Genomic DNA, 13020 nt, shown 5'->3' with positions numbered 1-13020 from the left:
GCGAGCCTATGGAATCTGGATTGACGGAGAAAAACGGGGAAAGGATAAACCACGCGGCCCGCATGCGCCAAAGCGCATGCGGGCCGCGTGGAAGGGTCGTTCAACGGGAGAACAGCCGGATCGGGATCAGGCCGACGCCGCGCCGCGCTTGGCGGGGAACAGGCGCCGGAAGATCCGCACGAACGCCAGGCCGTGCTGCGACCAGAAGCCGTCGCCATAGGACACGCCCTCGACCTGCTCGCGGATGCCGGTCGGCTCGACCGTGCGGCTCCACGACGCGGTGCCGAACATCATGTCCCACCACGGGAACAGCACGCCGAAGTTGCAGCCGTACTTGGTGCCTTCGTGGCCGTAGCCGACCGCATGGTGGCGGCGGTGGAAGATCGGGCTGACGAGCAGGCGCTCGCCGAGCCAGCCGAACGACAGCCGCGCATTCGTATGCTGGATGCTCTGCACGAAGTTCGTGACCGCGGTGAGCACGACGAACTGCGACGGCGTCACGCCGATCACGAGCGCGATCGCCGCGAAGAAGCACGACTGCAGCACGTCGTCGAGCAGGTGGTTGCGGTCGTCGCACCACAGCGACATCTGGCGCTGGCTGTGATGGACCGCGTGCAGCTCCCACCAGACGCCGAACTTGTGTTGCCAGCGGTGATACCAGTAGCCGGCGAAATCGAGCACGACGAGGTAGATCGCGAACGCGACGATCGGCTGCGAGGTCACGCCCGGCCACAGATAGTCGAGGTTGACGTTCGCGACGCCGTGCAGGCGCAGCCACGCCTGGAAGTTGTCGAACACCGGCTGCAGCGCGAAGAAGAAGAACAGCGTGTAGATGCCGAGCTTCGAGATCGCCGTGTAGATCACGTCGACCCGCACCGCGCGGCGGTTCTTCCAGCGCTCGACCGGCAGCAGCGCCTCGAGCGGGCGCAGCAGCGCGAACATCAGCACCATCTGCAGCGCGCCGATGATCACCCAGTACAGCGCGTCGTAGGTGTCCTCGTCATAGTCCATCAGGTTGAACTTGAAGAGGAGCGGCTGCACGACATCGACGTACAGCCAGGTCTGGATGTCCGACACGAACGCATCGATCAGGTGCAGCATCGTTCGCCTCCGCCCGTCACGCGCCGTTCGCCGCTCTCCACGGCGCGCGGTCGTAGAAGTAGATGCCGTGCGGCGAGCGGCCGACGGCGATCGTCTGCACCAGCTTGCGCGAGGCCAGGTCGATGATCCCGACCTTCTTCGCGAAACGGAACGTCACCCACAGCGTCTTCTTGTCGGCGGACAGCTCCATGTCGTCGGGGCCCGGCAACAGGCCCGTGATGTCGCCGACGTTGGTGAGCGTGTTCTCGTCGATGATGCTGATCGTGTTCGCGACGCGGTTCGTCACCGCGACGTGCGTGCCGTCGGCGAGCGAGCGGAAGTTGTGCGCGCCCTTGCCCGTGTAGATCTGCTTGACGACCTTCTGGTTGCGCCAGTCGACGACCGCGACGTAATCCGCGCCGGTCATCCCGACGAGCAGGAACTTGTCGTCCGGCGTAAGCCACAGGCCGGCCGGCACCTTGCCGACCTTCATCTTCCATTTGACCGTCTGCGTCGGCAGGTCGATCGCCGCGATCTCGCCGGACACCTGCAGCGACACGAGCAGCGTCTTGCTGTCCTTCGTGAACGCGAGGTGGCTCGGCATCACCGCGAGCGGCACGCGCTTCACGAGCTTCAGGTCGCGGCCGTCGTAGCCGTAGATGTCGACTCGGTCGAGCCGCAGGCCGGCCGCCGCGAACCACTTGCGATCGGGCGAGAAACCGAGCTGGTAAGGATCGTCGATCCCTTCGACGGTGCGCTGCAGCTTGCCCGTCTTCGGATCGAGGAACATCAGGCTGTTCGAGACCGAATTTGCGACGATCAGCGACGCATTGTCGGGCGTCGCCATCAAATGGTGCGGTTCCTTGCCGGTCGGCATCGTGGAAACGACTTCGCGGGTCTGCTGGTCGATCAGGGAAAGCGTCGCTTCGGCCGAATTGAGGACGATCACGTTATTCGCGTGGGCGGCGGGCGCCAGGACGGCGGCGGCCAGCGCGAGCGTGCGGCCGAGGGAAAGGAAAGTGCGCATGAAGACTCACGTCGTGGAACAGCAGTCATTGTAGAACGTTCGGCGGGCCCCGCCGGTTGACCCATGCCGGCATTGCGCTGCTTCGACGCACGCCCCGCCTGCCGGACGAGCCGCCGCGGCAGGCGCCGTGCGGCCGACCGGGGCCGGCCGCCGAGGCCAGCCCGGCCAATCGAAGTTGCGCTAGCGCTGCATCGACTCCCAGACCTTGTGCAGACGCTTGACAGAGACCGGCATCGGCGTGCGCAGTTCCTGCGCGAACAGCGAAATCCGCAGTTCCTCGAGCAGCCAGCGGAATTCCGCGAGCCGCGCATCGGCGACGCCGCCGCGCTGCGACACCGCGCGCTGGTACTGCTGGGCGAGCGGCAGCAGGTCGGCCGACTGCTTCGCGTCGCGCGCCGGATCGGCCTTCAGCTTGTCGATCCGCAGCGCGATGCCCTTCAGGTAGCGCGGGAAGTGCGCAAGCTGCGCGTAAGGCGTGTCGATCACGAAACGCTTGCCGACCAGCGCGCCCAGTTGCTGCTGCAGATCCGCATGGGCCTGCGCGAACGGCTTCGCCTGCGCGAGCTTCTTCGCGAGGCCCGCGTATTCGGCCAGGATCTGCCCGACGAGCCGCGCGATTTCCTGCGCGAGCAGGTTCAGGCGGCTGCGGCCCTCGTCGCGGCGCGCGTGGAAGCTCGCGTCGTCGTCGGGCAGCGGGTCCTGCAGGCATGCGCGGTCGAGCGCCGTGTCGATCAGCTGGTCGCGCAGCTCGTCCTGCGTGCCGAGCGACATGTACTGCATCGCCATCTCGCGCAGGCCCGGCAGGTTCTTTTCGAGGAACTTGATCGGCTCCTTCAGCTGCAGCGCGAACAGCCGCCGCAAGCCGGCCCGGTGGATGCGCGCGGCCTCCTCCGGCGAATCGAACACCTCGACGTCGCAATGCGTGCCGCGGTCGACGAGCGCCGGATAGCCATACAGCGTCTGGCCGCGCCGGCGGATTTCCAGCAGCTCGGGCAGCTTGCCGAAATTCCACGTCGTCAGGTTCTCGTACAGCGCGGTCGCGCCGGTTTCCGCCGCGGCGGCCGTCTGCGGCGCCGCGCCCTTGCCCGGCTTGCCGCCCTTCGCCACCGAACCCGGCGCGGCAGCGGGCGCCGGCGTGTCGCTTGCATCGCCCGCGCCGGCATCGGCGCCGCCGGTCGCGATCGTCGACGCCGCCGCGATCTTCTGGAACTGCTGCTGCGCCTGCGCGCCCAGTTCCTGGCGAAGCTGCGCGAGATTGCGTCCCATCGCGAGCTGGCGGCCGTGCTCGTCGATCACCTTGAAGTTCATGAACAGGTGCGCGGGCAACGTCTCGAGCTTGAAGTCGGCCGTTTTCATCGCGACCTGGGTCTCGCCGCGCACGTCGGCGATCAGCGCCTCGACGAGCCCGCCCGCACCGAAGCGCTCGCGGCCCATCCGCTCGACGAAGCCGGCCGCGTACTCGGGCAGCGGCACGCAGTGCCGGCGCAGCTTCTGCGGCAGCGACTTCAGGAGCAACTGCACCTTTTCCTTCAGCATTCCCGGCACGAGCCATTCGCAGCGGCGCGCGTCGACCTGGTTCAGCGCGAAGAGCGGCACCGCGAGCGTCACGCCGTCGCGCGGCGTGCCCGGCTCGAAGTGATACGTGAGCGCCATCTCGACGCCGGCCATCGTCGCGCGCTTCGGAAACAGGTCGGTCGTCACGCCGGCCGCCTCGTGGCGCATCAGATCGTCGCGCGACAGGTACAGCAGCCGCTGCTTGTCGTCCGCCTGGCCGCCCTTCTTCACCTCGTCGCGATACCAGCGCTCGAACGCGGCGCCCGTGTGGATGCCTTCCGGAATCGCCTGGTCGTAGTACGCGTAGATCAGTTCGTCGTCGACCAGCACGTCCTGGCGGCGCGACTTGTGCTCGAGCTGCTCGATGTCGGCGAGCAGCTTGCGGTTGTGCGCGAAGAACGGCAGCTTCGTGTCGAATTCGCCTTCGACCAGCGCGCCGCGGATGAACAGCTCGCGGGCGCGCGCCGGGTCCTGCTTGCCGAACGCGACGCGCCGCCGGTGGTAGATCGGCAGCCCGTACAGCGTCGCGCGCTCGAATGCGCTGACCTGCGCCGGACGCTTCTCCCAGTGCGGCTCCGACAACGATTTCTTCAGCAGGTGCGCGCCGATCTTCTCGACCCACTCGGGCTCGATCTTCGCGAGGCAGCGCGCGTACAGCCGGCTCGTCTCGACGAGCTCGGCCGCCATCACCCAGCGGCCGGCCTTCTTCGCGAGCGCGGAGCCCGGCCACAGGTAGAACTTGATGCCACGCGCGCCGAGGTAATGCGGATCGTCGTCGGCCTTCATCCCGAGGTTGCCGAGCAGGCCCGTCAACAGGGCCAGATGAATCTGCTCGTAAGTGGCCGCGACTTCGTTGAGTCGCCAGCCGTGCTCGCGCACGACCGTCAGCAACTGCGAATGGACGTCGCGCCATTCGCGCAGCCGCAGGTGCGACAGGAAGTTCTGCCGGCACGCGTCGATCAGCTGGCGATTCGATTTCTTGTGCGCGACGGCCTCTTCGAACCACGCCCAGATCTTCAGCCACTGCAGGAATTCGGAGCGCTCGTCGGCGAACCGGCGGTGCGCCTGGTCGGCCTGCTCCTGCGCCTCGATCGGGCGGTCGCGCGGGTCCTGCACGGACAGCGCGCTCGCGATGATCAGCACCTCGCGCAGCGACTGCTGGTCGCGCGCGGCGAGAATCATCCGGCCGACGCGCGGATCGAGCGGCAGCCGCGCCAACTCGCGGCCGAGCGGCGTCAGCGCGTTGTCGTCGTCGACCGCGCCGAGTTCGTTGAGCAACTGGTAGCCGTCCGCGATCGCGCGGCCGGGCGGCGGTTCGAGGAACGGGAACGATTCGATCGCCGTCAGGTGCAGCGACTTCATCCGCAGGATCACCGACGCGAGCGACGAGCGCAGGATTTCCGGGTCGGTGAAGCGCGCGCGCGCCTGGTAGTCGCTTTCCTCGTACAAGCGGATGCAGACGCCATCGGCCACCCGGCCGCAGCGGCCCGCACGCTGGTTCGCGGCGGCCTGCGAGATCGACTCGACCTGCAGCTGCTCGACCTTGTTCCGGTACGAATAGCGCTTCACACGCGCGAGGCCGGTGTCGACCACGTAGCGGATGCCCGGCACCGTCAGCGAGGTTTCGGCCACGTTGGTCGCGAGCACGATCCGGCGCGCGTTCGACGCCTTGAACACCTTGTCCTGGTCGGCTGCCGAGAGCCGCGCGAACAGCGGCAGGATCTCGGTGTGCGGCGGATGATGCTTGCGCAGCGCCTCGGCCGCCTCGCGGATCTCGCGCTCGCCGGGCAGGAACACCAGCACGTCGCCGGGGCCTTCGCGGCACAGCTCGTCGACCGCGTCGACGATCGCGTCCATCAGGTCGCGCTCGGCTTCGCGCGCGGTCTTCACGCGATCGCGGCCGCCGGTGCCTTCGGCGTTCTTCACCGCCGGGCGATCCTCGGCCACCGGGCGGTAGCGCATCTCGACCGGATACAGCCGCCCGCTCACCTCGATCACGGGCGCAGGACGTTCGTCGGTGCCGAAATGGCGCGCGAAACGGTCGGCATCGATCGTCGCGGACGTGACGATCAGTTTCAGGTCCGGCCGCCGCGGCAGGATTTCCTTCAAATAGCCGAGCAGGAAGTCGATGTTCAGGCTGCGCTCGTGCGCCTCGTCGATGATCAGCGTGTCGTACGCCTTCAGCAGCGGATCGGTCTGCGTCTCGGCGAGCAGGATGCCGTCCGTCATCAGCTTGACGGATGCGCCCGGCGCGAGGTTGTCGGTGAAGCGCACCTTGTAGCCGACCACTTCGCCGAACGGCGTGCCGAGTTCCTCGGCGATGCGGCGGCCGGTCGACGATGCGGCCAGGCGCCGCGGCTGCGTATGGCCGATCAGGCCCGTGCCGCCGGCGCCGAGGCCGCGGCCGAGATCGAGACAGATCTTCGGCAACTGCGTGGTCTTGCCCGAGCCGGTTTCGCCGCAGACGATGACGACCTGATGACCGGCGATCGCGCGCGCGATTTCGTCGCGCTTGCCCGACACGGGCAGGCTTTCGGGGTACGTGATCGGCGGGACGGGATTCGGTGCCACGGCGGCACGCGGCGCACGCTCGCGGCGCGGAGCGCGCTCGCCGGTTGCCGGCGGCGCGCCCTTCGCGGCCGGCTGGCGCGCGTCGCCGCGCCGTTCGTCATTGCGCGGCCCGCGCGGTGCGGGTGCCGGCTTGCCCGCCGGCGTGCCCTGCTGCTGGCGCGGCGGCTGGCCCTGCTGCTCGCGCGCATCGGCCGCACCATCCGGGTGCTTCGCCGACGGCGTATTGGCCCGCGTCGGCGCGGGACTTTTAGAAACATTCGACATGGGGGCGCATTATAATCCCGCCCATGAATTCCCAAACCGACCTCCCTCCCGCCCAGACCGGCGCCGCGACGCCGCCGGCCGCCGACGATTCGGCCGCCAGCCACGCGCAGTTCGTCGACTGGATGCGCTCCGTCGCGCCCTATATCCACAAGTTCCGCAACAGCACGTTCGTCGTGGGGTTCGGCGGCGAGGTGGTGCAGCAGGGTCTGCTGAACGCGCTCGTCTCCGACATCGCGCTGTTGCAGGCGATGGGCATCCAGATCGTGCTGGTGCACGGCTCGCGCCCGCAGGTCGAGGAGCAGCTGAGCCTGCACGGTGTCGAATCCGAGTTTTCGCACGGGCTGCGCATCACCGATGCGCGCGCGCTCGAATCCGCGAAGGAAGCGGCCGGCGAAGTGCGTCTCGACATCGAGGCCGCGATCAGCCAGGGTCTGCCGAACTCGCCGATGGCGCACGCGCACATCAGCGTCGTGTCCGGCAACTTCGTGACCGCGCGGCCGGTGGGGATTCTCGACGGGGTCGATTTCGCGCACACGGGCATCGTGCGCAAGATCGACGCCGAATCGATCCGTCATTCGCTCGCGAGCCGCAAGCTCGTGCTGCTGTCGCCGCTCGGTTTCTCGCCGACCGGCGAGGCCTTCAACCTGTCGATGGAAGACGTGGCGTCGGCGGCCGCGATCGCGCTGCGCGCCGACAAGATCATCTTCCTGACCGACGGGCCCGGCATCGTCGACGACGAAGGCGAGCTGGTGCGCGAAATGTCGCTCGACGCGGCGGCCGAGCTGCTCGATTCCGGCAACATCCAGGGCGACGACGCGTTCTTCCTGAAGCACTCGATCCGCGCGTGCCGCGGCGGCGTGACCCGGGCGCACCTGATCCCGCAGTCGCTCGACGGCAGCATGCTGCTCGAACTGTTCCTGCACGACGGCGTCGGCACGATGATCTCGTACGAGAACCTCGAAAGCCTGCGCGAGGCGACGCCGGACGACGTCGGCGGCATCCTGTCGCTGATCGAGCCGCTCGAGTCCGACGGCACGCTGGTGCGGCGCGGCCGCCACCAGATCGAACGCGACATCGACCACTTCTCGGTGATCGAGCACGATGGCGTGCTGTTCGGCTGCGCGGCGCTGTACCCGTACCAGCAGGAGAAGATCGGCGAGATGGCGTGCCTGACGGTCGCGCCGGAAGCGCAGGGCTCGGGCGACGGCGAACGCCTGCTCAAGCGCATCGAGCAGCGCGCCCGCGCGCGCGGCCTCACGCACATCTTCGTGCTCACGACGCGCACCGAGCACTGGTTCCTCAAGCGCGGCTTCGTCAAGGTCAGCGTCGACGACCTGCCGGAAGACCGCCGCAAACTCTATAACTGGCAGCGCAAGTCGCTCGTGCTGATGAAGCAGCTCTGAGCGCAGGCACGACTGCCCTTCCCCCCAGACACCGATTACAGGAGAAGTACACGATGGCTCGAATGATCCAATGCGCGAAGCTCGGCAAGGAAGCCGAAGGCCTCGATTTCCCGCCGCTGCCGGGCGAACTCGGCAAGCGCATTTACGAGAGCGTCTCGAAGGAAGCGTGGCAAGGCTGGCTCAAGCAGCAAACGATGCTGATCAACGAAAACCGCCTGAACATGGCCGACCCGCGCGCGCGCCAGTACCTGATGAAGCAGACGGAGAAGTACTTCTTCGGCGACGGCGCGGACCAGGCGTCCGGCTACGTGCCGCCGACGGAAGGCTGAAGCGACGCTCGACTCGCGACGGCCGGCAGCGCCGATCTCGTCGTGACTTGAAGCAAACGCCGGAGCAAACGGCACCGTGGATCGCACGGTGCCGTTTGCTTTTGGGACGCGTGATCCGTTGCGAGCCGACGCCGCGCGACGCACGCTCAGTCCGGCGCGCGAGGCCGCCGGAGTGCCGAATTACCGCGCGACCGCGCCGGCGAATTGCCGCCTCACCGAATCGCCGCCTCGCCAGCGTGCCGAATCACGCCGGGCCTCCCCGGCTCACCCCGCCGGTTTCAACGTGCCGCGATCGTCCGGCTGCGCCGGCTCGCCGACCGGACGATCGTCGCTCGCGCCTTCAGTGCCCCACTCGGCCGCATCGCTGCGCTCGGCGCTCGACAGTTCGTCGGCGCGATATCCGGTGCGATTGAGCAGCGCCAGCATGCACGCCAGCGACACGAGCGCGTACAGCCCCGACGCGATCGCGACGCCGACGATGCTGCCGGTCGCATTGAGAATCGCCTGCGCGAGCACCGGCGTGCCGCCGCCGACGACCAGCGCGCTTAACTGATATGCGAGCGACAGGCCCGTATAGCGGATGTTGGCGGGGAACACGCGGGCGAGCACGCCGCCGACCGCGCCGTAGAACATCGCCGACGGAACCGTCGAGATGCACATGCCCGCGACGGCGACCCAGTACGAACGCGTCGCGAGCGCATGGAACATCACGGGCATCAGCACGATTTCCGGAATTAGGATCCAGCACATCGCGCGCCGCATGTCGACCTTCGACACGAACCACGCGCCGACCGGCTGCATCAGGAACTGCACGACGAGCGAGATCGACAGGATGCCGAGGAACGTGCCCTGCGCGTAGCCGAGCGTCTTCGTCGCCCACGACAAAGCGAACGTGCTGCGGAAATACGTGACGTTGATCACCGGCAGCGTGCCGGCCGCGAGCAGCACGACGACCCAGTGATCGCGCACGACGTCGCGCAGCGGCAGCTTCACCGTGCGCTTGCGCGCGAGCACGCGCTGCATGTCGACCGACTCCTCGAGCCTCAGCCGGATCACCATGCCGATGATCACGAGCACGGCCGACAGCAGGAACGGAATACGCCAGCCCCACATCAGGAACGACGGGGTCGGCAGCGCGCTCAGCACGAAGAACGCGGCCGTGGCCAGCAGGTTGCCGGTGGGCGAGCCTTGCTGCGCGAACGCCGCATACAGGATGCTGCGATGCTTCGGCGCATTCTCGCTCGCGATCAGCACCGCGCCGCCCCACTCGCCGCCGACCGCGATGCCCTGCAGCACGCGCAGCACGACGAGGCCCGCCGGCGCCCACACGCCGATCGACGCGTAACCGGGCAGCAGGCCGATGCCGGTCGTCGCGAGCCCCATCATCACCAGCGTGATCACGAGCGCGGTCTTGCGGCCGACGCGATCACCGAGATGGCCGAACACGATGCCGCCGAGCGGCCGCGCGGCGAAGCCGGCCCAGAACGTGACGAACGCGAGCAGCGTCGCGACGCCGGGGTCCATCGTGCTCGAAAAGAACACCTTGCCGAACACGAGCGCCGCGGCCGTGCCGTAGATGTAGAAGTCGTACCACTCGATCGTGGTGCCGACGAACGCCGCGAGGGCGGCGCGGCCGGGCCGCGGTTGTGCTGCGGGCGGGGATTGCGGACGGCTCATCGATGTCTCCATATTGTGATGATCGGGGGCGCGACTCGCGCGCGCCTTTCCCGGGTGGCCGGCATCACGCCGCCGGCCGGCGGCGTCGTGTCAGTCGGGCGGCGACTCGCCGGCGGCCGTCTTCAGCACGCCGGCATCGAGCAGTTGCTGCTGAAGCGCGCGATCGACGCCGAGCCGGTCGAGCACCGCGCGCGTGTCGCGGCCGAGCGCGGGCGGCGCCGACCGGTAGGTGGCCGGCGTGCGCGACAGCTTCACCGGCGACGCGGTGCCGTGATACGCGCCGATCTCGACGAACAGGTTGCGATGCAGCGCATGCGGATCGTGCGCGACGTCCGCCACCGTGCGCACCGGCCCGCACGGCACGCCGGCCGCCATCAGGTCGCGCGCGAGCGGCTCGCACGCGTGCGCGGCGAGCCGCGCTTCCAGTTCGGCCTTCAGCTCAGGGCGATGCGCACAGCGGCTGCGGTTGTCGACGAAGCGCGGATCGTCGGCGAGCGCCGGCGCGCCGAGATGCGCGACCAACCGCGCGAACTGCCGGTCGTTGCCGACTGCGAGGAAGATCGGCACGGTCGCCGTGCGGTAGCTGTCGTACGGCGCGATGTTCGGATGCGCGTTGCCGCTGCGTTCCGGCACGCGGCCCGAGCCGAAGAAGTTCGGCAGGTGCGGATGCAGCAGCGACACGCCGCAGTCGTACAGCGCGACGTCGATCGACTGCCCGCGCCCGCTCTTCTCGCGCTCCGCGAGCGCCAGCAGGATGCCGGCGAGCGCGTTGAGCCCCGTGACCATGTCGACGATCGGCAGGCCGATGCGCGTCGCGTCGCCGTCGCGTTCGCCGTTCACGCTCATCAGCCCGGCCATCGCCTGGATCACCGCGTCGTAGCCCGGCAGCCCGCCGAGCGGACCGTCCGCGCCGAAGCCCGTCACCGCGCAGTGGATCAGGCGCGGCAAGCGCGGCTGCAGGTCGCGTGCGTAGTCCATCCCCCAGCGCGCGAGCGTGCCGGGCTTGAAATTCTCGACGAGCACGTCGGCTTCTTCGAGCAGGCGCCACAGGATCGCGCGCCCTTCGTCGTGCGACAGGTCGAGCGCGAGCCCTTCCTTGTTGCGGTTCACGCCCATGAAGTACCACGCCGTGTCGCCGAGGAACGGCGGCCCCCAGCCACGCGTCTCGTCGCCGGCGGGCGGCTCGATCTTGACCACCGTCGCGCCGTGGTCGGCGAGCGCCTGCGTGCAGTACGGGCCGCCGAGCACCCGGCTCAGGTCGACGACCTTCAGGCCGTCCAGTGCGCCACGCGTCGGGTTCATCGTTCGACCTCCGGCAGCAGGTCGAGCGCCATGTCGAGCGCGACCGGCAGGCCGCGCAGCAGCGCGTCGGACGCGGCCGATTCGTCGTCGCGCGGGGCCGGCGCGAGCGGATCGACCGGCAGCAGCTTGTGCCGCACGATCAGGTGCGCGAGCGCGAGGCGCCGGAAATCCGGCGCGAGCCGGGCGCCCTCGCAGGCCATCAGCACGGCCGCGCTCGCGTAGTACAGCGCGGACGCGGCCTGCCGCACGCGCGCGTCGTCGCCTTCCCCGGCCACCCTCGCAAGTGCGTCGCATGCCCGCGCGAGGATGCGCCGCAACGCCGTGCGGCTCGCCTCGGGCAGCGGCGCCGCGCCCAGACGATCGCCGAGGAACGTGCGCAGCGCGTCGAGCGCATGCTCGCGCTGCGCGGCACGCGCGACGTCGAGCGCGACGATGTTGCTCGTGCCTTCCCAGATCGAACCGAGATGCGCGTCGCGCACGAGCCGCGCATCGCTCCATTCCTCGATATAGCCGGTGCCGCCGCGCACTTCCATCGCGTCGCCCGTCACGCGGCGCGCGTCGCGGCAGGCGCGGAACTTGATCAGCGGCGTCAGGATCCGCACGCAGCGCGCGGCCTGCTCGTCGCCCGCGTCGGCCTGCGGTAGCAGCAGCGCGATCTGCATGAACATCGCGCGCGCGGCCTCGGCCGGCAGCAGCATCTTCATCAACTGGCGCTGCATCAGCGGCATCTCGATCAGCTTGCGGCCGAATGCCTCGCGATACGCGGCGACGTGCAGCGCTTCGTTCAGCGCGCGCCGCATCAGCCCCGCCGCGCGCACGCCGTTCGACAGCCGCGACATGTTGATCATGTCGGCCATCTGGTGAAAGCCGCGGCCGATCTCGCCGATCAGGTACGCCTGCGCACCTTCGAGCGCGATCTCGCCGCTGGCCATCGAACGGCTGCCGAGCTTGTCCTTCAGGCGCACGATCCGGTAGCGGTTGCGCGTGCCGTCCGGCAGCGTCTTCGGCAGCAGGAACAGCGCGAGGCCCTTGATGCCGTCCGGCGCGCCGTCGGGCCGTGCGAGCACCATCGCGAGATCGGCGTCCGCGTTCGAGCAGAACCACTTGTCGCCGGTCAGCCGCCAGACGGTCTCGCCGTGCGCGTCGGTTTCGCAGGTCGCGCGCGTCGCGATACGGCCGACGTCGGAGCCGGCCGCCTGCTCGGTCATGAACATCGCGCCCTGGTACAGCGTGTCGAAGTCGCGCGATGCGAGCCGCGGCAGGTAGCGCGCGACGAGCGCGGGATCGCCGAAGCGGCGCAGCGTGCGCGTCAGCGAATCGGTCATGCTGACCGGGCAGCACAGCCCGAATTCCGCCTGCACGAACAGGAACGTCAGCGCGTACTTGACGAGCGGCGGCACGGTTTCGGCGCCATGGCTCAGTGATGCGAGCCCGAGCTCCGCATACGCGACGCGTTCGAGCGCGACGTACGCCGGGTCCTTGTCGATCCGCTGCACGGCCTCGCCGCGCCGGTTGCGATGCTCGAGCACGGGCGGATGCTTGTCCGCGCGCGACGCCCACTCGTCGAGTTCGCCCGACACGCGCGCGCCGAGCGCGTGCAACCGCGGCTCGAGTTCGGCATAGTGCGCGTCGCCGAGATGCAGCTTCAGCAACGCGCCGAGATCGGGATCGAGGGTGAAGAAATTGATGCCCCGGGTATCGGGAATATTGGATGCGCCGGTGTCCGGCGTGCGAGCGGTGTCGTTCATGCGTGCGTCTCCTGGGTTGCCTGTGCAGCGACCGGGCCATGCGCCGCAGCGCCCGGCCGGTCCTG

8 protein-coding genes are annotated in these 13020 nt (G+C 69.0%); 2 read left to right on the top strand and 6 right to left on the bottom strand.

Annotated features, from left to right (window positions below; genetic code table 11):
* Positions 1 to 126 precede the first annotated feature (126 nt).
* From BLS50_RS14090 to hrpA, 3 genes are all read right to left on the bottom strand, one after another.
* Positions 127 to 1101, bottom strand: coding sequence for a sterol desaturase family protein (locus tag BLS50_RS14090; protein WP_023477463.1), 975 nt, complete (start codon positions 1099 to 1101; stop codon positions 127 to 129).
* Positions 1102 to 1117: 16 nt separating this feature from the next.
* On the bottom strand, positions 1118 to 2107 hold the full coding sequence (locus BLS50_RS14085) for a YVTN family beta-propeller repeat protein (RefSeq protein WP_006478360.1): 990 nt from the start codon (positions 2105 to 2107) through the stop codon (positions 1118 to 1120).
* A 180-nt stretch (positions 2108 to 2287) separates the two neighbouring features.
* On the bottom strand, positions 2288 to 6496 hold the full coding sequence (gene hrpA, locus BLS50_RS14080) for an ATP-dependent RNA helicase HrpA (protein WP_074802463.1): 4209 nt from the start codon (positions 6494 to 6496) through the stop codon (positions 2288 to 2290).
* Positions 6497 to 6519: 23 nt separating this feature from the next.
* Here hrpA and argA point away from each other — a divergent pair, with 23 nt between their 5' ends.
* Together argA and BLS50_RS14070 are read left to right on the top strand one after the other, a co-directional pair.
* Positions 6520 to 7899 (top strand): amino-acid N-acetyltransferase, encoded by a 1380-nt coding sequence (argA, locus tag BLS50_RS14075; protein WP_006497806.1) that lies wholly within the window; start codon positions 6520 to 6522, stop codon positions 7897 to 7899.
* Positions 7900 to 7952: 53 nt separating this feature from the next.
* A complete protein-coding gene (locus BLS50_RS14070) occupies positions 7953 to 8228 on the top strand; it encodes an oxidative damage protection protein (RefSeq protein WP_006478357.1) in 276 nt (91 codons plus the stop codon).
* A 264-nt stretch (positions 8229 to 8492) separates the two neighbouring features.
* Here BLS50_RS14070 and BLS50_RS14065 read toward each other — a convergent pair whose 3' ends face one another.
* The 3 genes from BLS50_RS14065 to BLS50_RS14055 all read right to left on the bottom strand — a co-directional run bounded on the left by BLS50_RS14065 (position 8493) and on the right by BLS50_RS14055 (position 12955).
* Positions 8493 to 9905: an MFS transporter gene (locus BLS50_RS14065; RefSeq protein ID WP_074802462.1), complete on the bottom strand. Its 1413-nt coding sequence runs from the start codon at positions 9903 to 9905 to the stop codon at positions 8493 to 8495.
* Positions 9906 to 9995: 90 nt separating this feature from the next.
* Entirely contained in the window at positions 9996 to 11207 is a 1212-nt protein-coding gene (locus tag BLS50_RS14060) for a CaiB/BaiF CoA transferase family protein (RefSeq protein ID WP_074802461.1), read from the bottom strand.
* Entirely contained in the window at positions 11204 to 12955 is a 1752-nt protein-coding gene (locus BLS50_RS14055) for an acyl-CoA dehydrogenase family protein (RefSeq protein ID WP_074802460.1), read from the bottom strand. Before BLS50_RS14055 ends, BLS50_RS14060 begins: the two co-directional genes overlap by 4 nt.
* Positions 12956 to 13020 lie beyond the last annotated feature (65 nt).

Source organism: Burkholderia orbicola (assembly GCF_900100915.1).
GTDB lineage: Bacteria > Pseudomonadota > Gammaproteobacteria > Burkholderiales > Burkholderiaceae > Burkholderia > Burkholderia orbicola.
This window is presented reverse-complemented; position numbering and strand designations above follow the sequence as displayed.